Origin of the sequence: Streptomyces sp. PH10-H1 (genome assembly GCF_030063355.1) — a bacterium.
Classification (GTDB): domain Bacteria; phylum Actinomycetota; class Actinomycetes; order Streptomycetales; family Streptomycetaceae; genus Actinacidiphila.
In genome coordinates this window covers 1-25,201 of sequence record NZ_JASISZ010000043.1, presented here as the reverse complement: position 1 = coordinate 25,201, position 25,201 = coordinate 1, and the positions used below count along the sequence as shown (strand labels likewise).

Annotated in this window: 23 protein-coding genes; 11 read left to right on the top strand and 12 right to left on the bottom strand. The window is 70.9% G+C overall.

The genetic code is table 11. The annotated features are described in order from the left end of the window. Positions 1-122 precede the first annotated feature (122 nt). Positions 123-563, top strand: a complete 441-nt coding sequence (locus QMK24_RS24370; RefSeq protein WP_283468870.1) for a MarR family winged helix-turn-helix transcriptional regulator — start codon at positions 123-125, stop codon at positions 561-563. A 55-nt stretch (positions 564-618) separates the two neighbouring features. Here QMK24_RS24370 and QMK24_RS24365 read toward each other — a convergent pair whose 3' ends face one another. Both QMK24_RS24365 and QMK24_RS24360 read right to left on the bottom strand, forming a co-directional pair. Next, a complete protein-coding gene (locus QMK24_RS24365) occupies positions 619-1,500 on the bottom strand; it encodes a hypothetical protein (RefSeq protein WP_283468869.1) in 882 nt (293 codons plus the stop codon). Between the two features lie 123 nt (positions 1,501-1,623). Further along, entirely contained in the window at positions 1,624-2,331 is a 708-nt protein-coding gene (locus QMK24_RS24360) for a FadR/GntR family transcriptional regulator (protein WP_283468867.1), read from the bottom strand. A gap of 115 nt (positions 2,332-2,446) precedes the next feature. On the opposite strand from QMK24_RS24360, the gene QMK24_RS24355 reads away from it, so the two are divergent. The 3 genes from QMK24_RS24355 (at position 2,447) to QMK24_RS24345 (ending at position 5,420) form a co-directional block, all read left to right on the top strand. Further along, on the top strand, positions 2,447-2,977 hold the full coding sequence (locus QMK24_RS24355; RefSeq protein WP_283468864.1) for a gluconokinase: 531 nt from the start codon (positions 2,447-2,449) through the stop codon (positions 2,975-2,977). A gap of 66 nt (positions 2,978-3,043) precedes the next feature. Next, complete coding sequence (locus tag QMK24_RS24350; RefSeq protein ID WP_283468861.1) at positions 3,044-4,441, top strand: GntP family permease; 1,398 nt, start codon at positions 3,044-3,046, stop codon at positions 4,439-4,441. Between the two features lie 40 nt (positions 4,442-4,481). After that, positions 4,482-5,420 carry an MBL fold metallo-hydrolase gene (locus QMK24_RS24345; RefSeq protein ID WP_283468859.1) on the top strand — a complete coding sequence of 313 codons (939 nt, stop codon included), beginning with the start codon at positions 4,482-4,484 and terminating at the stop codon, positions 5,418-5,420. An 87-nt stretch (positions 5,421-5,507) separates the two neighbouring features. On the opposite strand, the gene QMK24_RS24340 is transcribed toward QMK24_RS24345, so the two are convergent. Beyond that, positions 5,508-6,836, bottom strand: coding sequence for a glucarate dehydratase family protein (locus QMK24_RS24340; RefSeq protein WP_283468857.1), 1,329 nt, complete (start codon positions 6,834-6,836; stop codon positions 5,508-5,510). A gap of 158 nt (positions 6,837-6,994) precedes the next feature. On the opposite strand from QMK24_RS24340, the gene QMK24_RS24335 reads away from it, so the two are divergent. Together QMK24_RS24335 and QMK24_RS24330 are read left to right on the top strand one after the other, a co-directional pair. Continuing rightward, complete coding sequence (locus tag QMK24_RS24335) at positions 6,995-8,032, top strand: phosphotransferase family protein (protein WP_283468855.1); 1,038 nt, start codon at positions 6,995-6,997, stop codon at positions 8,030-8,032. Then, positions 8,032-9,246 (top strand): acyl-CoA dehydrogenase family protein, encoded by a 1,215-nt coding sequence (locus QMK24_RS24330; RefSeq protein ID WP_283468852.1) that lies wholly within the window; start codon positions 8,032-8,034, stop codon positions 9,244-9,246. The genes QMK24_RS24335 and QMK24_RS24330 overlap by 1 nt, the downstream gene beginning before the upstream one ends. Positions 9,247-9,306: 60 nt before the next feature. On the opposite strand, the gene QMK24_RS24325 is transcribed toward QMK24_RS24330, so the two are convergent. Genes QMK24_RS24325 through QMK24_RS24310 form a run of 4 tightly spaced genes read right to left on the bottom strand, consistent with a single transcriptional unit; the run spans position 9,307 to position 13,463 of the window. After that, on the bottom strand, positions 9,307-10,290 hold the full coding sequence (locus tag QMK24_RS24325) for an NADPH:quinone oxidoreductase family protein (RefSeq protein WP_283468849.1): 984 nt from the start codon (positions 10,288-10,290) through the stop codon (positions 9,307-9,309). A 54-nt stretch (positions 10,291-10,344) separates the two neighbouring features. Further along, the gene (locus tag QMK24_RS24320; RefSeq protein ID WP_283468847.1) at positions 10,345-10,938 is read right to left on the bottom strand and encodes a TetR/AcrR family transcriptional regulator; all 594 of its coding nucleotides are present in this window, start codon (positions 10,936-10,938) and stop codon (positions 10,345-10,347) included. 54 nt (positions 10,939-10,992) lie between these two features. Further along, complete coding sequence (locus QMK24_RS24315; protein WP_283468846.1) at positions 10,993-12,678, bottom strand: class I adenylate-forming enzyme family protein; 1,686 nt, start codon at positions 12,676-12,678, stop codon at positions 10,993-10,995. Then, positions 12,675-13,463 (bottom strand): SDR family oxidoreductase, encoded by a 789-nt coding sequence (locus tag QMK24_RS24310; RefSeq protein ID WP_283468921.1) that lies wholly within the window; start codon positions 13,461-13,463, stop codon positions 12,675-12,677. The genes QMK24_RS24315 and QMK24_RS24310 overlap by 4 nt, the downstream gene beginning before the upstream one ends. Positions 13,464-13,687: 224 nt before the next feature. On the opposite strand from QMK24_RS24310, the gene QMK24_RS24305 reads away from it, so the two are divergent. Further along, positions 13,688-15,064: a lipase family protein gene (locus QMK24_RS24305; protein ID WP_283468845.1), complete on the top strand. Its 1,377-nt coding sequence runs from the start codon at positions 13,688-13,690 to the stop codon at positions 15,062-15,064. A gap of 73 nt (positions 15,065-15,137) precedes the next feature. On the opposite strand, the gene QMK24_RS24300 is transcribed toward QMK24_RS24305, so the two are convergent. Together QMK24_RS24300 and QMK24_RS24295 are read right to left on the bottom strand one after the other, a co-directional pair. After that, the gene (locus tag QMK24_RS24300) at positions 15,138-17,948 is read right to left on the bottom strand and encodes a penicillin acylase family protein (RefSeq protein ID WP_283468844.1); all 2,811 of its coding nucleotides are present in this window, start codon (positions 17,946-17,948) and stop codon (positions 15,138-15,140) included. Positions 17,949-18,143: 195 nt separating this feature from the next. Further along, the gene (locus tag QMK24_RS24295; protein WP_283468843.1) at positions 18,144-18,944 is read right to left on the bottom strand and encodes an aminotransferase class IV; all 801 of its coding nucleotides are present in this window, start codon (positions 18,942-18,944) and stop codon (positions 18,144-18,146) included. A 445-nt stretch (positions 18,945-19,389) separates the two neighbouring features. Here QMK24_RS24295 and QMK24_RS24290 point away from each other — a divergent pair, with 445 nt between their 5' ends. Further along, complete coding sequence (locus QMK24_RS24290; RefSeq protein ID WP_283468841.1) at positions 19,390-20,823, top strand: amidase; 1,434 nt, start codon at positions 19,390-19,392, stop codon at positions 20,821-20,823. Positions 20,824-21,016: 193 nt separating this feature from the next. After that, entirely contained in the window at positions 21,017-21,478 is a 462-nt protein-coding gene (locus tag QMK24_RS24285) for a MaoC family dehydratase (protein ID WP_283468840.1), read from the top strand. 40 nt (positions 21,479-21,518) lie between these two features. On the opposite strand, the gene QMK24_RS24280 is transcribed toward QMK24_RS24285, so the two are convergent. Beyond that, positions 21,519-22,130, bottom strand: coding sequence for a TetR/AcrR family transcriptional regulator (locus QMK24_RS24280; RefSeq protein WP_283468838.1), 612 nt, complete (start codon positions 22,128-22,130; stop codon positions 21,519-21,521). Between the two features lie 155 nt (positions 22,131-22,285). After that, positions 22,286-23,446, bottom strand: a complete 1,161-nt coding sequence (locus QMK24_RS24275) for an acyl-CoA dehydrogenase family protein (protein WP_283468837.1) — start codon at positions 23,444-23,446, stop codon at positions 22,286-22,288. 63 nt (positions 23,447-23,509) lie between these two features. On the opposite strand from QMK24_RS24275, the gene QMK24_RS24270 reads away from it, so the two are divergent. Both QMK24_RS24270 and QMK24_RS24265 read left to right on the top strand, forming a co-directional pair. Beyond that, the gene (locus QMK24_RS24270) at positions 23,510-24,145 is read left to right on the top strand and encodes a TetR/AcrR family transcriptional regulator (RefSeq protein ID WP_283468836.1); all 636 of its coding nucleotides are present in this window, start codon (positions 23,510-23,512) and stop codon (positions 24,143-24,145) included. Between the two features lie 9 nt (positions 24,146-24,154). Continuing rightward, positions 24,155-24,661, top strand: a complete 507-nt coding sequence (locus tag QMK24_RS24265; protein WP_283468834.1) for a DUF402 domain-containing protein — start codon at positions 24,155-24,157, stop codon at positions 24,659-24,661. 44 nt (positions 24,662-24,705) lie between these two features. Here the strand turns inward: QMK24_RS24265 and QMK24_RS24260 are convergent. Then, on the bottom strand, positions 24,706-25,201 hold a 496-nt coding region (locus QMK24_RS24260; RefSeq protein ID WP_283468832.1), incomplete at its 5' end, for a zinc-binding dehydrogenase.

Here is a 25,201-nt window from a genome sequence, read left to right as displayed (position 1 = left end):
CTCGTTGCTTCACAACATGGATGCTTGATGTCGTCAAGCAACTCGACAGACGGTAGACCTCAATAGTTAAGGACGTCAAGTTAATGATTGATGTCGTCAACCATCTTGAGTACACTTCAACCATGAGTGCCACCACCCCGCACGTCCCGACCAAGCTCCAGCTGCTGGAGCTGCTCGCCGCCATCGGCACCGCCCAGTGGCGGGATTTCGCGGCGGCCGCCGCCCACCACGGCCTCACGTCCACCCAGGCCAAGGTGCTCGCCCAGCTCGACGGCCCACTGCCGATGCGCGGCCTCGCCGCGCTGCTGGTGTGTGACGCGTCGAACGTCACCGGGATCGTGGACCGGCTGGAGGCGCGTTCGCTCGTGCGCCGTGAGGCGGACCCCGCCGACCGCCGGGTCAAGAACGTCGTGGCGACCGACGAGGGCCGCGACACCATCCGGCGGGTGCGCGAGGAGATGCAGGCGACCCACGGCGCGCTCGACGCCCTGGACGAGGACGACAGCGCGACGCTCTACGCCCTGCTGGAGCGGCTCCGCCCGGCGATGGAGAACCAGGCCTGACCTCCGCACGCCCGACCTCCGCCACGGCCGCCACGGCCGACCCTCGGGGGAACGGTCAGCGGCGGCGCAGCGCCGCCGCGAGCGCGCGTACGTCCCGCCCCGCGAAACCGGGCTCCCGCGCGAGGGTACGGACCAGACCGTCGCGTACGGCGCGGGTGCGGCCCGCCCCGACCAGCGCCAGCGATTCGCTCAGCGCGGCCGGGAGCGACGGGTGGTGCCAGGGCTCGGCGGCGTTCTCGTCGAACCAGCGGATCGCCGGGAACGAGCTGTGCACCTTGGGCTGGTGGTCGCCGAACCACGTCCAGGTCCCGTAGTCGAGCGAGACGTTGACGACATTCCCGGCGGGCAGCGTACGCACCCACGGCCGTGACGCGTCCTGCTGCCAGCGCCAGTGATGGGGGCTGGTCCTGCCCCGCTGGGTGACGCCCACATAGCGCAGCTTGCGGCGGATCACCGGCCAGGGCTCGCGGCTCTCCTCGATCCACGCGGCGAGCGCGCGGTGCAGGGTGTCGAAGGTGTTGCCCCGGAAGACCACGTCCACGAGGGCGACCGGCCGCTTGCGGCGGGCCAGCGCGTACGGGTCGAGCCCCACCGAGGCGAGGTGCTCGCGGAAGCGGCCCGTCATCGCCGGGGTCCAGCCCCGGTCGCTGGTGCACGAGACGGGCAGCCGCAGCAGCTCCCCGTCCCAGGACGAGCCCTCGAACGCCCCGGTCAGCAGGTCGTACATGCTGTCCAGCGAGCGGCCGACGAAGCAGAGGTCGGCGCCGCCGGAGCGGGCCAGCACCTTCGCTGCGCAATCGGTGAGCGACGGCAGGTACCAGGGCTTCGCCGGATCCGCGCCCTCGGTGAGCGCGCCGAGCCGGTCGGGGCGGGCGCCCGCGCGTGAGGCGAGCGTCCAGCGGAACGGCTGGGGCGGGGCGGACGGCTGAGCGGGCATGGGCCCCAGTGGACCACCGCCCCGCCGTCCCGGTCATCCGGTTTTCCGGCCTCTCACACACAGCCCGCCGGACACGGCCCGTCGCGCGGCCCCGCCCGGCGGGCGGACCCGCCTCAGGACCCCTCAGGGGGCGAGGATGTCCAGTTCGCGCAGCGCTCCGACGCAGATCTCCCGCATCAGGTCCTCCGCGCCCGCCGCGTCCCGCGCCCGGACCGCCTCGGCGACCCGGACATGCAGCGTGACCGCCTCGGGATCGGGAGCGGAGAACATCACGTGGTGCTCGGTTCGGCCGGTCAGCACCTCGGCCACGACATCGCCCAGCCGGGCGAACATCTCGTTGCCCGACGCCTGGAGCACGACGCGGTGGAAGGCGACATCGTGCACCAGGTATTCGGCCAGGTCGGCGGCGCGCCCGGCCGCGGCCATCTCGGCCGCGAGCATCGTCATTTCGCGGCACTGCCCGGGGGTGGCGGCCTGCGCGGCGAGTCCGGCGGCCACCGGCTCGACCGCGGTCCGCAGCATGGTCAGCGAGCGCAGCTGCCGCGGTCGGTCCGCACCGGCCAGCCGCCAGCGGATGACGGCCGGGTCGAAGACGTTCCACTCCTCGGTGCGGCGCACCGTGATGCCGACCCGGCGGCGCGTCTCGACCAGGTGCATGGCCTCCAGGACGCGGACGGCCTCGCGGACGACGGTGCGCGAGACACCGTACCGCGCTTCGAGTTCGTCGATACGCAGCACCGTGCCCGGCGGATGGGCGCCCGACGCGATGGCGGGACCGAGTTCGGCCAGTACGCGGGCGTGCAGGCCGCCGCTCTCTCCCTGCTGAGGCATGGGTGACAGCCTATGCGCCACCACCTTGGTATGACGTTTTCATATCAGGCTCTTGAATAAGTAGTACCTATGGCGTTTATTGGTGCCAGCCGCTTGCACAAGGAGGTACGAGCGCATGACTGCCGAACCCGCGCAGCACCCACAGCCCCACCCCCCGGTCGTCGTCATCATGGGCGTGTCCGGATCGGGCAAATCGACGGTGGGCGGCCTGCTCGCCGAACGGATGGGCGTCCGCTATGCCGAGGCGGACGATTTCCACCCGCCCGCGAACATCGCCAGGATGTCGGCCGGCCATCCCCTCGACGACGCCGATCGCGAGCCGTGGCTGGACGCCATCGCGGCCTGGATCGCGGAACACGACGGGCAGGGCGGCGTGGTCAGTTGCTCCGCCCTGCGGCGCCGCTACCGCGACCGGCTCCGCGCCGACGCCCCCCAGCTGTTCTTCCTGCACCTGGACGGTCCGCCCGAGCTGATCGCCGCGCGGCTCGCGGCCCGCATGGAGCACTTCATGCCGCCCGGCCTGCTGCGCTCGCAGTTCGCCGCCCTGGAACCGCTGGATCCCGACGAGCCCGGTGCCGTGGTCCCGATCGACGGCGGCCCGCAGCAGATCGCCGACCGCGCGTTCGCCGCACTCCCCCGGCCCTAGGACTTCTCCAGCCTCTCCGCACGGCCCTCAGCCCACCCTCCCGCCCCTCCCCCATGGAGTCCCCACGTGTCTGCACTCAGCGTCGAGCTGCTGGCCGCACCGACCGCGCCATCCATCACCTCCGCCGGTGACACCCGGCTCGGCATCGCCGCGCTGGTCGGCATCGCCGTCATCATCGTGCTGATCACCCGCTGGAAGATGCACGCCTTCCTCGCCCTCACCATCGGCTCCGGAGTGCTCGGCGTGGTGGCGGGCGCACCGCTGGCGAAGACCATCACGAGCTTCACCACCGGTCTCGGCTCGACGGTCGCGGGGGTCGGCGTCCTCATCGCGCTCGGAGCGATCCTCGGCAAACTGCTCGCCGACTCGGGCGGTGCCGACCAGATCGTCGACACCATCCTGGCCCGTACCAGTGAGCGCCGGATGCCCTGGGCGATGGCGCTGATCGCGGGCCTGATCGGCCTGCCGCTGTTCTTCGAGGTCGGCATCGTGCTGCTGATCCCCGTCGTGCTGCTGGTCGCCAAGCGCGGCAACTACTCCCTGATGCGGGTCGGCATCCCGGCGCTGGCCGGACTGTCGGTCATGCACGGCCTGGTGCCGCCGCACCCCGGTCCGCTCGCCGCCATCGACTCCATTCACGCCGATCTCGGCACCACGCTGGCGCTCGGCGTCCTCGTCGCCCTGCCGACCGTCGCCATCGCGGGACCGCTGTTCGGCCGCTTCGCCGACCGCTGGGTCAAGGTCACCCCGCCGGAGACCCTCACCCCGGCCCGCGCTTCCGACGACCTGGAGCAGCGGCCCAGCTTCGTCGCGACGGTGTGCACGATGCTGCTGCCGGTGGCGCTGATGCTCGCCAAGGCGCTGGTGGACGTCATCGTCGATGACAAGAGCAGCCTGGTCTTCCGCGTCTTCGACGTGGTCGGATCGCCGCTGATCGCGCTGCTCGCCGCCGTCGTGATGGCGATGTTCACCATGGGCCGCGCGGCCGGCTTCACGAAGGAACGGATCTCCTCTACCGTCGACAAGTCACTCGCCCCGATCGCCGGCATCCTGCTCATCGTCGGCGCGGGCGGCGGTTTCAAGCAGACGCTCATCGACGCCGGGGTCGGCAAGATGATTCTCAACTGGTCCGACAGCTGGCACATCTCGCCGCTGCTGCTCGCCTGGCTGATCGCCGTCCTCATCCGGGTCGCCACCGGCTCGGCGACCGTGGCGACGATCTCCGCGGCCGGCCTGGTGGCACCGCTCGCGGCCGACATGTCGACAACTCATGCCGCACTGCTGGTACTCGCCGTCGGCGCCGGCTCGCTGTTCTTCTCGCATGTCAACGACGCCGGCTTCTGGCTCGTCAAGGAGTACTTCGGCATGGACGTCCCGCAGACCCTCAAATCCTGGTCGGCGATGGAGACAGTGATCTCGGTGGTGGCCCTAGGCTTCGTTCTGCTGCTGTCGCTGGTCCTGTAGCGCACGGCGGCGTCCGAATACCGTCCTGGGGAGGGCACACATGGGCACGACGGCGTTCGCCGATACGACCGGCACGGAGCCTTATCTCACCGAAATCGCTCCGAGTGTCCATGCGTTCCTCCAGCCCGACGGCGGCTGGTGCCTGAGCAACGCGGGCTTCGTTAGCGACGGCGAGAGCACCCTGCTCGTGGACACCGCCGCCACCGAACGCCGTGCCCGGCTGCTGCGCGACGCCATCTCCGCGACCGGCGCGCCGCAGCCGGACTACGTCGTCAACACCCACCACCACGGCGACCACACCTACGGCAACGGCCTGTTCGCGGCCGGCGGCTCGGCCGTCATCGGCCACACCGCGTGCCGCCGGGAGATACTCGCGGCCGGACTCCAACTGCACGGCGTCTGGCCCGAGGTGGACTACGGCGACATCAGGATCACGGCGCCCGCCATCACGTACTCCGAATCGCTGCAGCTGCACACGGCCGGCTCGGAAGTACGGCTGTTCCACCCCGGGGTGGCCCACACTCCGGGCGACACCATCATGTGGCTGCCGCGCCAGCGCATCGTCTTCACCGGCGATCTGGTCTTCAACGGCGGTACGCCCTTCATTTTGATGGGGTCCCTGACCGGATCACTGCGTGCACTGGATCTGCTGCGGTCGCTCGACGCCGAGTGCGTCGTCCCCGGGCACGGTCCGGTCACCGACCCCGGCGTCTACGACACCATGGAGGGCTACCTCCGTAACCTCGGCTGCCTCGCCGAGGCGGGCCGCGCCGCCGGCCGGACGCCGCTGGAGACCGCCCGCGCCGCCGACCTCGGGACGTTCGCCGTACTCCGCGAGTCCGAGCGCCTCGTCGCCAACCTCCACCGTGTCTACGCCGAACTCGACGGCATCGCGCCGGGCGCGCCGCTGGACGTGGCCGCGGCGTTCGCCGACATGGCGGAGATGAACGGCGGCGTGCCGGTGGCGTGCCACGCGTAGCCGGACCGGTGCTCGGGCTCCCGCACGCGAGCCGGCACGGGAGCTCGCACGGGAGCCCGCACCAAAGGGGCCTTCAGTTTCCGGACGTCACCAGCGCGGCACCGACGGCGTCTGCCAGTCGGGCTCGGCCACGCGCATGGCGGCCGCGTCGTCGCGGTCGCGCATCGTGCCGTCGTCGTCCAGCCAGCGCTGGTGGAGCGCTTTGAGCGCGCCGCGGTCGAGTTCGACGCCGAGGCCCGGCGCGTCCGAGACGGTGAGCCGGCCGCCGGTGAAGACATGCCGGGACGTGATGACGTCGTCGGTCTGCCAGGGGTAATGGGAGTCGCAGGCGTAGTCGAGGTTGGGGACGGTCGCCGCCACCTGGGTCATGGCGGCGAGGCTGATCCCCAGGTGGGTGTTTGAGTGCATCGACAGGCCCACACCGAACGTGCGGCAGATCGCGGCCAGTTCACGGGTGTTGCGCAGTCCGCCCCAGTAGTGGTGGTCGGAGAGGACGACCTGGACGGCGCCGGTCGTGAAGGCATCCTTGATCTCGGGGAAGGTCGTCACGCACATGTTGGTGGCCAGCGGAACGTCGGTCCGGGCGGCGACCTCCGCCATGCGGGCGGTGGTACTGGTCGGGTCCTCCAGGTACTGGAGGACGTCACCGAGTTCGGCGGCGACACGCAGGGAGGTCTCGACGGACCAGGCGCCGTTGGGGTCCAGGCGCAGCGGCCGCCCGGGGAACGCCTCGGCCAGCGCGCGGACGGCGGCGATCTCCTCGTCGGGCGGGAAGACACCGCCCTTGAGCTTGAAGGAGGCGAATCCATGAGTGTCGGCGAGCCGGCGTGCCTGGGCGACGACTCCGGCCGGGTCGAGGGCCGCGCCCCAGTCGTCGCGCGGGGTGTCCGCGCCGGGGTGCCGCGCCGGGCGGTAGAAGAGATACGCGCTGTACTCGACGCTGTCGCGGACCTTGCCGCCGAGCAGCGCGTGCACGGGCAGGCCGAGCACCTTGCCGAGCGCGTCGAGGCAGGCGACCTCGAAGCCGGAGATGACGGACAGCCGCATCTTGTCGGCGGTCTGCACCCCGCGCAGCCCGCCGACGTCGACGGAGTCGGACACGTCGCCGGGTTCACCGCAGACCTGCTCGGCGACCGTGAACAGCCCGTTCAGATCACTGACCGGGCGGCCGGGCAGCGCCTCACCGAGCGGCTTGGCGAGCTCCAGATACTTGGTGTCGCCGTACGTCTCGCCGACCCCGACCGTGCCGTCCGCGGTGACGACCTCGATGATCAGGCGCGGGGTGAGGGGCTGGTGTACCCCCTGGGTGTTGAGCAGCGGCGGGTCGGCGATCAGGATGGGGGTGAGCCTGACCTCCGCGACCGTCAGTGCCTCGGCGTGCGCCGCTGTCTGCGTATGTGAATACAGTTCACCCATAGGTCCAGAGGCTAGGCGCGGGCCGAGTCCGCGTCAACCGGCTGCCGGGGACGGCCCGGGACGGCGGATTCCGGCTCCCTACTGGACGACATACCGACTGGTCGGCATGATGGCAATGACGCCAGGACCAAGGTGTGCCGGGTGGTGAGGAGCAAACGATGAGCGGTACGGACAACCCACCGGGGCTCGACCTCGGTCGGCTGCGGGAACATCTCGACCAGCAGCGCCCCGGTCTGGTGCGCGACGCCCTGCGCGCCACGCTGATCGAGGGCGGCCGGTCCAACCTGACGTACGCCGTCACCGACGGCACCTCCCGTTGGGTGGTACGGCGGCCGCCGCTCGGGCACGTGCTGGCCACCGCGCACGACATGCCGCGAGAGCACCGCGTGATCAGCGCGCTGCGCGACACTCCGGTGCCGGTGCCGGGCACGGTACTGCTGTGTCAGGACCCCGAGGTGATCGGCGCGCCGTTCTACGTCATGGACTTCGTGGACGGCACTCCGTACCGCACCTCGGAGCAGCTCGCCACGATCGGCCCGGAGCGCACCCGTGCGGTCGTGCTGGGGCTCGTCGACACCCTCGTGGAGCTCCACGCGGTGGACCCGGCCGCCGCCGGCCTCGGCGACTTCGGGCGCCCCGAGGGCTTCCTGGAGCGGCAGTTGCGCCGCTGGGGCAAGCAGCTGGAGGCGTCCCGCAGCCGGGAGCTGCCCGGCATCGACGACCTGCACAGCGCCCTCGCCAAGGCCCTGCCGGTCTCGGCCGCGCCCACCGTCGTGCACGGCGACTACCGGCTCGACAACGTGCTCATCGGCGCCGACGACCGGGTCCAGGCGATCCTGGACTGGGAGATGTCGACGCTCGGAGACCCGCTCACCGATCTCGGCCTGCTGGTGATGTACAGCGAGCAGGAGACCGTCCCGGACGCGCCCGTGTCCACCACCGGCGACGCGCCCGGCCATCCCAGCGCGCTCGAGCTCGTCGAGCGCTACGCCGAGCGGTCCGGCCGCGACACCTCCGCCATCGACTGGTACACGGCCTTCGCGTACTTCAAGCTCGCCGTGATCCTCGAGGGCATCCACTACCGCTTCACACTCGGCCGGACCGTCGGCGCCGGTTTCGACCGGATCGGCTCCCTGGTTCCTGTCTTCATCGACCGCGGGCTGCTCAAGCTCCGGCTCCAGCCCCAGGAGGACTGATGGATTTCGCCTATGACGCCCGCACCGAGGAACTGCGGACGCGGCTGCACGCGTTCATGAAGGACCATGTCCATCCGGCCGAGCCGGTCTTCGCGCTCCAGCGCGAGCAGGCCGAGGGCGATGCCCGTTGGTCGGCGCCGCCGGTCGTGGAGGAGCTGAAGGCGGAGGCCAAGCGGCAGGGCCTGTGGAATCTCTTCCTGCCGGGCGAGCGCGGGGCGGGGCTGACGAATCTGCAGTACGCGCCGCTGGCCGAGATCACCGGCCGCAGCCCGCATCTGGCGCCCCCCGCGCTGAACTGCGCCGCGCCCGACACCGGGAACATGGAGGTGCTCAGCGAGTTCGGCACCGAGCAGCAGCGCAAGCAGTGGCTCGAACCGCTGCTGGCCGGCGAGATCCGCTCCGCGTTCGCGATGACGGAACCGGATGTCGCCTCGTCGGACGCGACGAACATCGAGACCCGGATCGAGCGCGACGGTGACTCGTACGTCGTCAATGGCCGCAAGTGGTACATCTCCGGGGCGATGAACCCCAAGTGCGCGATCTTCATCGTGATGGGCAAGAGCGACCCGTCGGCGGAGCGCCACCGCCAGCAGAGCCAGATCCTGATCCCGCGTGACACGCCCGGGGTCGATGTACGGCGCGGCATGCGGGTGTTCGGCTACGACGACGGCGACCACGGCGGGCACGCCGAGGTGGTCTTCACCGATGTCCGGGTACCGGCCGAGAACCTGATCGGCGAGGAGGGCGGCGGCTTCGCCATCGCCCAGGCGCGGCTCGGCCCCGGCCGGATCCACCACTGCATGCGGCTGATCGGCATGGCGGAACGGGCGGTCGAGCTGATGTGCCGCCGGGCGACGGACCGGGTCGCGTTCGGCAAGCCGATCGCCGAGCAGGGCGTCGTCCAGGAGTGGATCGCCGAGGCACGGGTCGAGATCGAGCTGCTGCGGCTGCTCGTTCTCAAGACCGCGTGGCTGATGGACACGGTGGGCAACCGCGGTGCCCACACCGAGATCCAGTCCATCAAGATCGCCACTCCGGCGGCGGTCCAGAAGATCATCGACCGGGCGATCCAGGTGCACGGCGCAGGCGGTGTGAGCCAGGACTTCCCGCTGGCGGAGCTGTGGGCGGCCACGCGCACGTTGCGTCTTGCAGATGGCCCTGACGAGGTGCACAAGCGGTCGCTGGCGCGGCGCGAGCTGAAGAAGTACCTGTAATACGTGGTCCTCAAAACGCGGGGCGGGCTGAATATTCAGCCCGTCCCGCGTTTTGAGGACTCAGACCACGACGACCAGCCGGCCGGTGGTGGTGCCGTCGGCAACCCGCTGGACCGCGTCGGCCGCGCCGCCGAAGGCGACCCGTTCGCTGACGAACGGCTTCACCTTTCCCTCGGCGGCGAGCTGGGCGAGGGTGTCGTGCGCCCGGCGGACGGCGGCCGGATCGTGGGTGTTGTACAGGCCCCAGTGCAGGCCGAGGATCGAGTAGTTCTTCACGAGGGCGTGGTTCAGGCCCGGGGCCGGCACCGTACCGCTGGTGAAGCCGACGATGACGATACGGCCCTCGAAGGCGATGCACTTGGTCGACTTCGTGTACGCGTCGCCTCCGACCGGGTCGTAGACGACGTTCGCCCCGCGCCCGCCGGTGGCTTCCTTGACGGCGGCCACGAAGTCCTCGCTGTACCGGTCGACGACCAGGTCGGCGCCCAGGTCGCGGGCCACCTTCGCCTTGTCGGGCCCTCCGGTGACGCCGATGACGGTGGCGCCTGCGGCCTTGCCGAGCTGGACGGCCGCACTGCCGACACCGCCTGCCGCGGCGTGCACCAGCAGGGTCTCGCCGGGCTGCAGGGCGGCCCGGCGGTGCAGCCCGAACAGGCCGGTCTGGTAGCCGATGTGGAGGGCCGCGGCCTCGGCGTCGTCGAGTGCCTCCGGGGCCGGGAGTACGGTCGCGGCGCTGACGACGGCCAGTTCCGCGAAGGCGCCGCCGGGCAGCGCGGCCGGGGAGATGACACGGGCGCCGACGGAGAGTCCCGTCACGCCCTCCCCGAGGGCGAGGATCTCGCCGCACAGCTCGACGCCCGGGGTGAACGGCAGCGGCGGGCGTATCTGGTACTGGCCCCTGCAGAGCAGCGCGTCGGGGAAGTTGATGTTCGCGGCGCGTACCCGCACCAGCACTTCACCGGGGCCGGGCTGCGGGTCCGGTACCTCGTCGAGGCGCATCGCCTCGCGCGGCTCCCCGTTCTCGTGCACGCGCCATGCCTTCACCAGATACCTCCAGGATGGGTAAGACCTCCCCAGCGACAGGGCGCGGGCAGGTCGTTATCGGAGCTGCCGCACCGAGTGCAGCAGCATGTCTGCGAAGTCCCCGGCGACCGTCTCCGCGGACAGCGGGCCGTCCGCGCGGTACCAGGTGCCGAGGTGGTGCACCGAGCCGAAGAAGTAGTCCACGACGAGGTCGGGCCGCAGCTCCGGACGGAAGAAGCCCTCGCGCTGGCCCTCCTCGACGAGGGCCCGGAACTTCTCGTGGTAGCGGCGGCGTTCGGCCCGTACCGCCTTCTGCTTCTCCGGGCTCAGCTGGTGCATCGACCGGAAGAAGATCTTGGTGTCGTCGAGGTTCTCGATGCTGGTGACCACGACGTCGGCGGCGGCCTCGGCCAGCCGCCCCCACACCGGCAGATCCTGCGCGGCGATGGATTCGAGCCGCTCGGTCTGCAGGCGCAGCACCCGCCCGTAGATCTCGTGCAGGAGATCGTCCTTCGAGCCGAAGTAGTGGTAGAGCGCGCCCTTCGTCACCCCGGCCGCCTCGACGATCTCCTGTACCGACGTACGGTCGTAGCCGCGCTCGGCGAAGAGCCGGGTGGCCTCGGCGAGCAGCCGCTCGGGAACCGCTGTCGCCTTCGTACTGCGTGCCATGGCCTGCCCTTTCTCCGCACCGTGCGCCGGACAACATTCCGAACGGTATGGACCCTATCCGGCGCGGACCTTCAGTTCGCGCCGCAGGATCTTCCCGCTGGTGGTCTTCGGCAGTTCGTCGAGCACTTCCACCTCCCGCGGGTACTTGTACGCCGCGAGCCGCTCCTTGCAGTAAGCGATGAGCTCGGCGGCCTCCGCGGACCGGCCGGGTCGCAGGCTGACGTACGCCTTGACGCTCTCGCCCCGGTAGGCGTCGGGGATGCCGACGACCGCCGCCTCACGAACGGAGGGGTGGGTGTAGAGCACGTCCTCGACCTCGCGCGGCCAGACCTTGAAGCCGGACGCGTTGATCATGTCCTTCTTCCGGTCGACGACGTAGAGCCAGCCCGCCTCGTCCATGAAGCCGATGTCGCCGGTGCGCAGCTCGCCACCGGGCAGCGCGGCCGCGGACTCCACGGGCCGGTTCCAGTAGCCGGGGATCACGATCGGGCCGCGCACCGCTATCTCTCCGTGGGTACCGAACGGTACGTCCGCGCCGAGCTCGTCGATGATCCGCACCATGGTGTTCGGCCCGGGGACGCCGACCGACAGGGTGCCGGACGCCGGGTCGACGGGTGCCTCCTGGTCGCCGGGGACGCTCGCACAGGGCGCGGTGCACTCGGTCAGGCCGTAGCCGTTGCGGAGGTAGGGGCCGAACCGCTCGCGGAACCCCTCGACGACGGCCGGCGGCAGGGGCGCGCCGCCGGAGTAGATGTAGCGGAATGACGCGAAGTGCTCCCGGGTGGCCTCCGGGCGGGCCATCAGCGCCATGAACGCGGTGGCGGGGCCGACGGTGTAGGCGGGCCGGTGCTCCTGGAACGCCTCCAGGACGACGCCCGCCTCGAAGCGGTTGGCGAGCGCCAGCGTGGCGCCGTTGGCGATGGCCGAGGAGAGCTGGGCGACCATGCCGGTGATGTGGAACAGCGGCGCCAGTGCGAAGATCACGGACCCGTCCGGGAGGGCGAGCATGCAGCGCTGCCGGTCGGCGTTGTAGGAGATGTTCCCGTGGGTGTTCATCGCGCCCTTGGGGGCGCCGGTGGTACCGGAGGTGTAGCTGATCAGCGCGATGCCATCGCGCTCGGGGCGGGACGATGGGACTGCCGGCCCGCTTGCGACGCGGGCGGCGGTGAGCAGGTCGTCGGCGTGGGGCGCTTCGGCTCCGGCCGCTCCGGCCGCTCCGGCCGCCTGGAAGCGGCCCTCGGGCAGTACCCGCCGGTCGTCCCGCGTCTGCAGGTCCAGATCACTGGTGGTGAGTGCGATCCGGACCGGGGATCCGGCCACGGTCTGCCGCACATAGCCGTCCCAGGCGCGGTCGGAGCAGACGATCGCGCGAACGTCCGCGTCGCTGAGGATGTGGGTGAGCTCGTGGGTCTTGTACATGGGGTTGACCGGTACGACCGTGCCGCCGGCCTTCCACGCGCCGAGCAGCGCGATCACGAACTGCGGGATGTTCTGCAGCATGACCGCGAGCCGGTCACCGGGCGCGAAACCGCGTCCGGCGAGGTGGTTCGCGAGGCCGTCGGAGAGCTCGTCGACCTCGCGGTAGGACAGCCGTCCGTCGAAGTAGGCGAGAGCGGTACGGTCCGGCACCCGGGCGACGGCCGCGCGGAAGGAGTGCAGCACGCTCGGCGGGGGGTCGGGCAGCGAGCGCTGCTCCTCGGTGAAGTGCTGGAGCCAGGGCTTGGACGCATAGGAGATCACTCGCCGCTCCAGCCCCCGGCGTCGCCCGTGACGCGCTCCAGCTTCTGCTGCAGGCGGTTCATCCCGTCGAGCCAGTGCTCGGGGTCGGCCGCGCGGGCCGCGTAGTATCCGGCGACCTCGGGGTGCGGGAGGATCAGGAAGCGCTCGGCGACGATGCCCTCGATGACGGCGTCGGCGAGCTCCTCCGGCTCGATCGCGGTGGGCCCGAGGACCAGTTCACCCGCGGCGCCGGCCGCGCGCATCATGTCGGTGCGTACGCCCTGCGGGCAGACCGCGTGCACCTGGATTCCGCGGTGCCGGTAGGTGAGCGACAGCCACTCGGCGAAGGCGTAGGCCCCGTGCTTGGTGACCGAGTACGGCGCGGCGCCCACCATGGTGAGCAGTCCGGCCGCCGAGACGGTGGCGACGAACCGGCCGTTTCCGCGTTCCAGCCATTCGGGCAGCAGCTCGCGGGCGGCGCGGACGTGGCTCATGACGTTGACGTCCCAGGAGAGTTCCCAGTCCTCGTCGGTGGCGTCGGCGCCGCTGCCGGTGCCGACACCCGCGTTGGCGCAGAAGATGTCGATCGTGCCGCCGAGCGCGTCACGGGCCTTGCCGACGATGCCCGAGGCGTCGCCCGGGACGGCGGTGCCGCCGATCTCGTCGGCAACGGCCTGCGCGGCTCCGGCGTTCAGGTCGTTGACCACGACCCGCGCGCCCTCGGCGGCGAATCTGCGGGCCAGGGCGGCACCGATGCCGCCACCTGCCCCGGTGACGACCACTCGGGCATCGCGCAGTGTTTCCACGACCACGATCGTGTCTCCTTCGACTCGATTTGGCTCCGGCTCCCTTCGCATACTAAGCGGTCGGTCATGAGCACGGAAGAGCAAAATCGTATGCGCGACGTATGGCCTGTCTCCTCCCCCTTCGGGATGATGCGGGCACATGACGCAGGGGGAGAACGAGGTCGAAGTCGAAGTCGAAGTCGAAGTCGAAGTCGAAGTCGAAGTCGAAGTCGAGGGGGACCGTCATGGCGGCGATGAGCGTGCAGCCCTACTGGGAACTGACCTTCGACGCGGACGGGGACGTGGACCCCCGGCAGCGGGATCAGCTGCTGGCGCAGGTGACCGAGGCGAGGATCACCGATCTGGTGATGTTCGCGCACGGCTGGAACAACGACCGGTCCATGGCCACCTGGCTCTACGACCGCTTCTTCGCCCCCTTCCCCGGGCTGCTCGGTCCCGCGCCCGGCACCAGCCTCGGCTACGTCGGTGTGCTGTGGCCCGCGATGCGGTTCAGCGACGAGCCGATCCCCGACTTCACGCACTCGGCGGTGCTCACCTCCCTCACCGCCCTTGACGGCCACGACGCCCAGGACGCCCCTGACACCCCTGTCGCCCTCCCTGCCGACCGGATCGTACTGAGCCCGGAGACGTGCCTCGCCCTGACCGCCGCTTTCCCCGGCCATGCCGCGACGGTCGGACGGCTGGCGGAAATGCTGCGGGAGCGCCCCGGCTCCGCGGAGGCGTTCGGGGAGTTCGCCCGCCTGGTACGCGACCTCGTCGGACTCCCCGCCGGCAGCCCGGCCGCCGCGTTCGGCGCCGACGCCGCCAACGGCGCGCCGGAGGCCGAGCCGGCGATCCTCGGGGACGACCCGGTCGCGCTCTGCGAGACGCTGACCGCCGCGCTTCAGGAGACGGGCGTCGATCTGGGTCCCGAGGAGCCGGAGTTCCTGGGCGGCCTGGGGAAACGGCTCTGGAACGGCGCGCACGAACTGCTGCGGCAAGCCTCGTACTTCGCGATGAAGCGGCGGGCCGGCACCATCGGCCAGCTCGGCCTCGGCCCCATGCTCGGCCGGCTCTCGCAGACGGCAGGACCGGTACGGGTACACCTGGTGGGGCACAGCTTCGGCGGGCGGCTGGTGTCGTTCGCGCTGCTCGGACTGCCCGCCGGGGTGCGCAACGTCAAGTCGGTGACGCTGCTCCAGGGCGCCTTCTCCCATTACGCGTTCGCGCGGCAGCTGCCCGGTGAAACGGAGTACGGCGGGGCGCTGCGCGACGTCGAGAACCGGGTGGACGGGCCCGTGGTGTCCTGCTACTCCAGCCATGACACCGCGCTCGGTGTGATCTACCCGCTCGCGTCGCGGCTGTCGGGCGACGCCACCTCGTTCCTCGGACTCGGCGACCGCTGGGGTGCGATCGGGCACGACGGCATCCAGGCCGTCGACGGCACCCGTACGGCGACGCTCGCGGACGCCCGCGAGGGCCGGTTCCCCGCCAATGGGTGCGTGAGTGTGGACGCGTCGGCCGTCGTGTGCAGCGGCTCGCCGCCGGCGGGTGCGCACAGCGACATCTGCCATGAGGAGCTGGCACAAGTGGTGCTCGCCGCGGGACGGATCGCTCACTGATCAGCCGTCCCGCGGCGCGCACGCCCGCTGCCGTTTCCTCATGCCTTTCGGACTCTCCGGCGAATGCGAGCTCCTACCGGTGCGCGGGGAATTCCACGACCTGCTGGAAGGTGGGCCGGTTCTGCCAGCTGATCCTGTCCTGGGTGATCCCGCCGAGCGGCCGCTGGATGATCGAGTCGGCGCACCACTGGTCACCCGCCGAGCAGGTGGCGTCGCCCGGATAGACGACGGCCGGAGTCTTCGCGACCGCCTGCTTCAACGTCGCCAGCAGCGTGTCGCGGCAGCCACCGAGGTCACCGCCACCGCAGAAGGCCCGCGGCGTCCAGCCCCGTACCGGATCGCCGAGAACCGTCCGCAGGTCCTTGTCCGCATAGCTCCACCAGCCGCTCTGGAAGGAGCTGCCCGCGTGCGAGCCCGTCGGTCCGTGACCGGCGGACGGCGACTCGTCGATCGGGAGGTTCCCGGTCAGCGCCCCGTACAGATCGTCACCGAGCCCCGGCCTGAACGCGCCGTCGACCAGCAGCGGCCACCACGCGTCCATGGTGCGGACCGCGTCGGCGTTCGCGTACACGTGGGAGCCCGCCGAGGTCTCCCGGCGCTTGCTGCCCGCCGCGCCCCAGTCGGACAACTGCTGGACGGCGGTGACCAGTTGCGGGTCGGTTACCGGCGCGCTGCGCAGCACGCGCAGCAGGTCGGGCATGACGTCCTCACCGCGCAGGTCGGTCAGCGCGGCGTCGGCCATCGCCCGGGTGAGCGCGGACCGGGTCACGCCGCCCGCGGCGACCAGCTGCTTCACCCGGGCGTCCAGCAGGTCACCGCGGTACACGGACCCGTTGCCGAAGCCGGCCGAGGTGAAGTCCTTGGCCTGCTTGTTGTTCCATGAGATGTAGTAGTCCTGGTCGACGGATTGCGGGTGCTGCGCGGGCGGGGTGTAGGTGGCGCTGTTCGTCGCCGCGTCCCAGCCCTGCCACTCGTAGCCTGCCTCCGCCTTCACCGGGAATGAGGGGTCCACACCGTCGGCGCGCACCGGATTCGTGCCGCTGTTGTAGTAGGCGGTCTGCCGGGAGTCCGCGTAGAACCAGTTGAAGGTGTAGTTGATGTGCTGGGCGGCCTGCTGGAACGAGGCCGCGTCATGGACGTAGCCGGGATCGTTCAGCATCTGGAAGCCGATGATCGAGTCGGCCTCGTGCCGGTACGAGCTGCGCAGCGTCGTGTACGCGACCGCCTTGCCGCCGACCGTCGCCCGGTACTCCACAGGACCGTACGCCGTCCGGTAGACCTGCATCCGATAGGAGCCCTTGGCGGTGGAGTCGGCGACCGTCGGGTTCCAGGAGTTGACGCGCTGCAGCTTCTCCATGGCCGTGCACACCCCGTGGTAGAGGTAGTGCACCGCGTCCTGGCACAGCTCGACGGCGTAGGTGTCGGTGATGTCCTGGCCGGCCGAGGTGGCGCTCCAGGCGTAGTCCTGGCCGCGGCCGAGCTCCACATACATCCCGAGTCCGGCGAACGAGGCGCCGCGCGCACTGATCCCGGGCCCCTGGAGCTCCTGGAGCATCAACAGCTGCGGCGCGAAGTAGCCGGTCTGCGGGCCGAACACGGCGACGGGCTGGCCGCTCGCGGTGTGCGCGCCGCTGACGACCAGGGCGTTGGACATGCCCTTCTTGGTGGAGAAGAGATTCGCCGGCAGCGCGCCGTTGTCGAAGATGCCCTGTGCGGCCTTGAGCGGCCCGGCCGCCTTGACCGGAGTCTTCGCGCGGGTCGCCGCGCCGCCGGCGCGGTCGTAGACCAGCGGTTCCGGCACCACGGCAGTTCCGACGTCGGGCAGCGCCGCGCCGCGCGGGGTCGCCGGCTTGCCCGCGTACGGGAAGCCGGTGCCGTCGTGCACGGTCAACGTGGCCTCGGGATCGTTGCGTTCGCGGAACGTCTCCCAGACCTTGGTGCCTTCGGCCACCCCGTACTTCCCCTGTGCGGTGAGCAGTGAGAACGCGCTCTGCACCTCTCCGCCGCCGCCTGAGCCGAACAGCGCGCCGATGACCGAGCCGAGCGCGATCAGGTCGGTCAGTTTGAATGGCTGGATTTCGCCCACGTTGGTGATCGCGTCGATCTGGCCGGTCAGTACGTACTCACCGGGAAAGTAGCGGCCGTTCTTGGACTGGGTGATGTAGGCGTTGATGCCGCTGACGTACGCCTGGACGTCCGCCAGGGCCTGCTGTCCGCGCGCGCCGTTGCCCGCCGTGATCTGGTCGACCTGCGCCTGGAGGTCCGGCTCCGTGTACGGGGCCGCCCGCCAGAACTCCTGCTCCAGCTGCTGGTTGGCGGCCGCGCCGCCCGCGAACGACGACAGCTGGCCGCGCCCCACGTGCCGGAACAGGTCCATCAGCCACAGCCGGTCCTGCGCGGCGGCGTACCCGGCGCCGTACTCCGTCCCGTCGCGGGTGGTGCCCTTGATGTGCGGGACGCCGGTCTTCTTGTCGCGGGTGATGGTGACATCGGCGCGCGGCGTCGTCACGGACGCGACCTGGTTCGACGGGACGCCGAACGAGGCGTCGTTGAAGAAGGAGCCGATCGAGGCGTCGGTGAGCGCCGGATAGCCGGTGGCCAGGGCGCTGTACGGTCCGAGCTGGTCGGCGGCGTGCGCGGGGCGGGTGCCGAAGACCTTGTGGGCGAGGATGTCGGCGAGCGTCGCATTGCCGTTCTCACCGGGCGGCAGGATGTCGCCGCACTGGCTCTGGCAGTAGTCGGTGGTGGGAGCCGCCGCCTGCGCCGCGTGCGGCAGCGGTACGACGAGGGTGACGCCAAGCGCGAGCAGCGCCGCTGCGGTGACCGTTCCGAGCTTGCTGTTGCCTACCTTGCCGGTGCGTGGTTTGCCGGTGCGTTGTGGCATTTCTGCTCCTCCCGGAGGCCGATGCGCCGGAGGTTACCGCCGGTACGCGGCTGCCGGAAGGTGAACATGCGTCACCTTTGCGGGTCGGGCACAGGATCGCCTCATCCGGTCGGCGGGGGTTGGCGCCTGTGCCCGTGCCCGTACCCGTGCCCGTACCCGTACCCGTGCCTGTGTTCGTGCCTGTGTTCGTGCGGCTCAGAGCGCGTCCCAGCGGGCGGACTCGAAGAGCTCGATCACCCTCTTCACCAGGCCGGCGTCGGTCGGCAGGACCAGGTCGTCCAGCCTGCTGACCGGGGCGATCCCCCGGGAGTTGCAGACGAACGCGCCGTCGAACGAGGGCACGTCCGCCACAAGGACCCGCTGATGACGCCACGGCAGCCCCGCCGCGGTCATCTCCCGCTCGATCACCCGCATCGTGATGCCGTGCAGGGCGGGCGCGTCCGGCCAGACGACCGAGTCGCCGTCGGCGAAGCCGATGTTGGTGATCGAGCCTTCCGAGATCACCCCGCCGTGCCCCACGAGCAGCGCCTCGTCGAACCCCGCCGCCCGCGCCTCGTTTCCGAAGTAGCCCTGCCCGAAGCCTCCGACGTGCTTCACATGGGCCACGGGCCGCTGGTGTTCGACGGACATCAGGCTCTGCGGGCCGCTCGGCCCGGCCCCGGGGCCGCGGACGCTCACCAGGAGCGAGACCTCGTCGGCGGGGCGGGGGTTCGGATCGGGACGGAAGACGTTGACGCGCACCGACGCGTCCACGTCGTCCCACAGCGCGTGCCGGATCGCGTCGAGCACCCGCTCACCGTCCAGGCCGGTGCCGTACAGCTCCTGTGTGGCGGTGGCCAGCCGGTCGAGATGGAAGTCCAGACCGCGCACCGCGCGATTCCTGACCTGCATGGCGGTGAAGTGGCCATAACTGCTGACCATAACGAACCGCCTCAGGTCCTCGGCCGTGGCGGTGTGGCCGTTGATCTCTACCCGCGGATAAGGAGAACCAGTCATGCCGATCACCCAATCACGTCACCGTCCCGGGCGGGCTCCCACACCGATCCGGCGCCCCGGCCGGCCATTCCCATTGGGGAATTGAGGGCTGTTCGGGGCGCGCACACGATGGGGGCATGACGAATCATGGCGTACGTACGGGTGTGCTGCTGCCGACCGGTAAGGCCCAGTGGGGGGGCGGGGACGGACCCCCGGGCGGTGGTCGGGTTCGGGGTGCGGGCGGAGCGGCTCGGGTCTGATTCGGTGTGGGCGAACGACTCGCTGCTGAGTCCGCGGATCGAGGCGCTGACCGCGTTGGCGGCGCTGGCGGCGGTGCGCAGTCGGCCCAGTTGGAGGTGATCGCCGACCTCGCACGGGGTCTTTCCGCTACCGGCCGGTAGTGCGAGGATCGCGACGCAGGTGACGCGACGTCGTACAAGTCGAACAAGCAGAGGACGGGACAGCCATGGCGCAGCTGCACGATCTGACCGCGGTGGAGCAGGCGGAGGCGGTACGGACCGGATCGGTATCGCCGGTCGAGCTGACCGAGCATTATCTCGACCGCATCGAGCGGCTCAACGAGTCCGTCGGCGCGTACATCACCGTGACCCCCGAGGTCGCCCGCAAGCAGGCGGCCGACGCGGAGAGCGAGGCGCTGTCCGCGCGCCGGGAGCAGCGGGAGCTGCCGCCGCTGCACGGCGTCCCGGTACCGGTGAAGGACCTCAACTTCGTGGCGGGGGTGCGCTGCACGCTCGGCTCGCGGGCGTACGCCGATCACGTCCCGGACGTGGACGACCATGTGGTGACGAAGCTCCGTGAGGCCGGGACGATCCTGCTCGGCAAGACCAACACCCCCGAGTTCGGGCTGCCCTGCTACACCGAGAACCAGCTCGCGCCGCCCGCCCGCACGCCCTGGGACCTGGAACGCTCCGCGGGCGGTTCCAGCGGGGGCGCCGCAGCCGCGGTGGCGTCCGGGCTGGCGCCGGTCGCGCAGGGCAGTGACGGTGGCGGCTCGATCCGCATACCGGCGTCCGTCTGCGGGCTGTTCGGCATCAAGCCGAGCCGGGGACGGGTCAGCGGCGGTCCCGTGCAGCACGACGTGAGCGGTCTGAGCACGTCGGGGCCGATCGCCCGGACCGTCGCGGACGCCGCCACGCTGCTCGACGTCCTGGCCGGCCCGATGCCGGGCGCCCCGTACGGCGTTCCCGCTCTGCCGCCCGGCGCGACCTTCGCCTCGTACGCCGGTACCGAGCCGGGGCAGCTGCGGGTGGTCGCACTGCCGACCCCGCCGGTGCCCGGAGTCGAACTGCACCCCGACTGCCGGGCGGCGTACGACGCGGCGGCGGAGCTGCTGCGCGGTCTCGGCCACCAGGTGGACGAGATGGAACTGCCGGTCGACGAAGGCATCCGCCACGCCTTCGGCAGGGCGTGGGGCGTGATGTCCACCGTCTACCCGGTCGCGCCGGAGCACGAGGAGCTGCTGATGCCGCTCACCCGGCATCTGCGCGAGCGGGGCGGCCGGGTGTCGGGGCCGGAGTTCGCGGCGGCGCTGTACTCGTTCCGCGCGCTGGGACAGCTGATCGCCGACGCGCTGCTGTCCTCGTACGACGTCATCCTGACCCCGACGCTGGCGCAGCCGCCCGCCTTGGTGGGCGGTCTGCGCAACGATGCCGACCCGGCGGCGGAGTTCGAGGGCCTGGCGGCCTTCACGCCGTTCACACCGCTGTACAACGCCACCGGCCAGCCGGCGGTGAGCGTCCCGCTGCACTGGACGGAGGCGGGGCTGCCGATCGGGGTGATGTTCGGCGGCCGGTACGGGGACGAGGCCACCCTCATCCAGCTGTCGGCGCAGCTCGAGGCGGCCCGGCCGTGGGCGGCGCGGCGGCCCTCGGTGTGGTGAGCGGGGGGCACCCTCGGTGTGGTGAGCGGGGCCGCCCGGAGGCACTGACGGCGCCGGTTCCCGAGCCCGGCCTCGCTCCGAGACGTGCTGCGAGGGGCTGCGAGGGGCTGCGAGGCGCTGCGACGTTGACATGGCCGACGACCGGAACCATGCTGAGCAAGCGCTTAGTAACCGTGTCCACAGGAGGCATCAGATGTCGCAGGCCAGGATCTTCGCTTCGCTGGACGATCTCCGGGCGGCCGTCGGCGAGCAGCTCGGCACGACCGGCTGGCTGGAGATCGACCAGAAGCGGATCGACGGTTTCGCGGAGGCGACCGGCGATCACCAGTGGATCCATGTCGACCCCGAGAAGGCCGCGAACGGACCGTTCGGTACGACCATCGCGCACGGCTATCTGACGTTGTCGCTGATCCCGTCGTTCACACCCGACCTCTTCCGGGTCGAAGGCGTGAAGATGGGCGTCAACTACGGCGTGAACAAGGCCCGTTTCCCCGCGCCCGTACCGGTCGGTTCGCGGCTGCGGGCGACCGCGCAGATCATGGAGGTCACCGAGGTCGGCGGCGGCGTCCAGCTCGTCACCAAGGTGACGATCGAGCGCGAGGGCGGGGACAAACCGGTGTGCGTCGCGGAGACGGTCGCCCGCTTCTACCTCTGACGCATGGGTTCGCCGGGTCCGGGCCGCAGCCGGACAGGCCCTAGCGCGGGCTGACCATGCGACCGACGAGGTCGGCGTAGAGCACGCCGACGTCGTCGGGCGTACGGCGTCCGTCGGGGTTGAACCAGCGGGCGACGTCGATGCACAGCGACAGGATGGCGAGCGCCGTCCCCGCGACGTCCGGCACATCGAAGGCACCGGTCCGTACGCCGTCCTCGATGATCGAGCGGACCGCGCGTTCGGACTTGCGGCGCAGCGCGACGATCTCGGTGTAGTGGTCCTCGGCGAGGGCGCCGAGTTCATACTGCACGACGCGCGCGGTGGTGTGCCGCTCCGCGTGCCAGCTGACGAAGGCCCGGACGGCGACGGCGAGCCGCTCACCGGGAGCGCCGTCACCGTTGGCCGCCTCTTCGAGCAGGCCGACGGAGCGCAGATGGCCGACCCGGCTGATCTGGTAGAGCAGCTCTTCCTTGGTCTTGTAGTGGATGTAGAGCGCGGCGGGGCTCATGCCCGCGCGTCCGGCGATGTCGCGGGTCGTCGTCGCGTGGTACCCGCGCTCGGCGAACGCCTCGACGGCGGCGATCACCAGCCGGCGTGCCGCATCGGGTGTGACGTCGCCCCACGCGTCGGTCGTTCCTGCCTCCACATCCATGGCGGACACCTTACAGCCAAGGTGAGCAAGCGCTTAGATACCGGCCGGTCGGTCAATCCGACCGGTCGGTCCGCCACAGACCGGCCGGTCGGTCCGCGGCACGCGGCACCGCCCGCCGGAACGCCGCACCACAGGCCGGCACGCGGCCCCGCCACTCAGAAGGCCGAGACACCGGTCAGGGCGCGTCCGATGAGCAGCTTGTGGATCTGGCTGGTGCCCTCGTACAACGTCATGACGCGGGCGTCCCGCAGCAGCTTCCCCGCCGGGTACTCGTCGATGTACCCATAGCCGCCGAACACCTGCAGCGCGTTGTTGGCGGCGCGCACGGCGGCCTCGCTGGCGTAGAGCTTCGCCACCGACGACTCGGTGGCGAAGGGCAGCCCGCGGTCGATGTGGTCGGCGACGCGCCAGGTGAGGAGACGGGCGGCGTCGACGTCCACGGCGATGTCGGAGATCAGCTCCTGCACCAGCTGGTGCCCGGCTATCGGCTTGCCGAACTGCTCGCGCTCCCCCGCGTACGCCACGGCGGCGTCCAGGCACGCCTGGGCGATGCCGACACAGCCCGCCGCGACCGACATCCGTCCCTTGGCGAGGGCGGACATCGCGACGGAGAAACCCTTGCCCTCGGGGGCGATCATGGCGGAGGCCGGCACCCGGACGCCGTCGAGGACCAGCTCGGCGGTGGCCTGGCCGCGCAGTCCGAGCTTGCCGTGGATCTCGCGGCGGGTCAGTCCCGGGGCATCGGCGGGGACGAGGAAGGCGCTGACGCCCTTGTGCCCGGGCGCTTCGACGGGGTCGCCGGTGCGGGCGAAGAGCAGGACGACATCGGCCCACGTGCCGTTGGTGATGAACATCTTGGAGCCGCTGATGACATACGAGTCGCCGTCGCGCACCGCGCGGGTGGTGAGGTTGGCGGCGTCGGAACCGGTGCCGGGCTCGGTCAGCCCGAAGCACCCGACCGCCTCACCGGAGGTGAGCCGGGGCAGCCACGCGCACTTCTGCTCCTCGCTCCCCCAGTGCGCGATCGATTTGGCGACGAGCCCCAGCGATACGGAGACGATGCCGCGCACGGCGGAGTCCCCGCGGCCCAGCTCCTCGGTGACGAGGCAGTACGCGAGGTGGTCGCCGCCCGAACCGCCGTACTCCTCGTCGATGGTGAGCCCGAGGAACCCCAGTGCGCCGAGCTTCCTGACGATGCCCCGGTCCACGCTCTCGGCGCGGTCCCACGCCACCACATGCGGAGTGATCTCGCGGTCCGTGAAGTCCTTGGCGAGCTGCCGGACGGCGGTCTGCTCCTGCGAGAGCGCAAGGTCCACTGGGGGCACCTCTCATAAATTAGCACTGCTAGTTTCGGGTTGGCAGGCTCTACTATGTGGCGCATGGCCCGCCCCCGCAAGCCCCTCCTGAGCCGCGAACTCATCGTCGCCGCGGCGCTCACCCTCGTGGACGCGGAAGGCCTGCAGGCGCTCTCGACCCGGCGGCTCGCGGCGGGGCTCGGGGTGAGCGGACCGTCGCTCTACAACCACTTCAAGGTCAAGGACGACATCCTGGACGCGGTGGCCGACACGGTCGTCGCCCAGGTCGATCTGTCGATGTTCCAGGGCGGTGCCGACTGGCAGACAGCACTGCTGGACTGGGGCCGCTCCTATCGCGCGGCCCTGACCGCGCACCCCAACATCGTGCCGTTCCTCGCCCAGGGCCCGGGCCGCCGCCCGGCCGGCCTGCGGATGGCGGACGCCGTGTTCGGCGGCATGGTGGACGCGGGCTGGCCGCCCGCGCACGCGACGCGGATCGGCGCCCTGATGCGGTACTTCGTGGCGGGCTCGGCTCTCGGCTCGTTCGCCCGCGGCTTCGTCGACGACGCGGCGGCGTACGATCCGGACGACTATCCGCACCTGGGCCGCGCCCATCTGCTGGCGGAGCATCAGCAGCGGGTCGACGAGGGCGCCTTCGAGACCGGGTTGCGGGCGCTGGTGGACGGGCTGGCGCTGCAGTACGAGCAGCTGCGCGGATAGCATCCGGTCATGCCGGAACTCGTGTACGTCAACTACCGCAAGTACGACGGCTCGCTGCACTGGAATCTGCGGATGCGCAGACTCGGCGAGGACGAGCACGGGGTATGGCTCGGGCTGCCCGCCAACAGCGTGATGCGCAAGGGCCACAGTCCGGAAGTGCCCGTCCCGGAGGCGCATGTGATCCTCTTCCCGCGGGAGGGGTGGTGGACGGCGGTCTTCAACGCCGCGCCCCGCTCCACCCAGATCTACTGCGACATCACCACGCCGCCGCAGTGGGTGTCCGGGACCGAGGTCACGATGATCGACCTCGATCTCGATGTACTGCTCAAGCGCGAGGAGCCGGCGCCGCGGCTGGTGGACGAGGACGAGTTCGCCGAGCACCAGGTCCGGTACGGGTATCCGGCCGACGTGATCGAGCACGCCGCCGGAACGGCGCAGTGGCTCATGAAGCAGGTCGGTGCCGGGGCGGAGCCGTTCGCCACGGCTTACCGCAGCTGGCTCGCCCTCGTCGAGTAGAGCAGTCGGCCCCGGCCCCCGACCCCAGAAGCCCGCCGCCACGATCAGTCGAAGACCACCAGAGCCCGCCCGCCCCGCCCAGCCGTCATCGCCTCGAACGCCGCCGGGATGCCGTCCAGGCCGATGCGCTCCGTCACCATCGCGCCCAGGTCGAGGCGGCCGGCACGGATGTGTTCCGCGAGCACCGGCAGGTCCCTGGCCGGGTCGCTGTTGCCGTACACGCAGCCGGACAGGGTACGGCCGAAGTAGAACAGCTCCAGCGCGGAGAAGGTGACCTGCTGGTCCTGGCCGCCGATGCCGACGACCGTGGTACGGCCGCCGCGGCGGGTCGCGGACCAGGCGGTACGGATGGTCTCGGCGCGGCCGACGCACTCGATGGCGACATCCGTGCCGTACCCACCGGTCAGTTTGCGGATCCGCTTCGCGGTGTCCTCGGATGCGATCAGGAACTCGGTGGCGCCTGCCGCCCGCGCAAGCTCCTCCTTGGCGGGCGAGACATCGACGGCGATCACCGGGCCTGCGCCCGCGATGCGGGCGGAC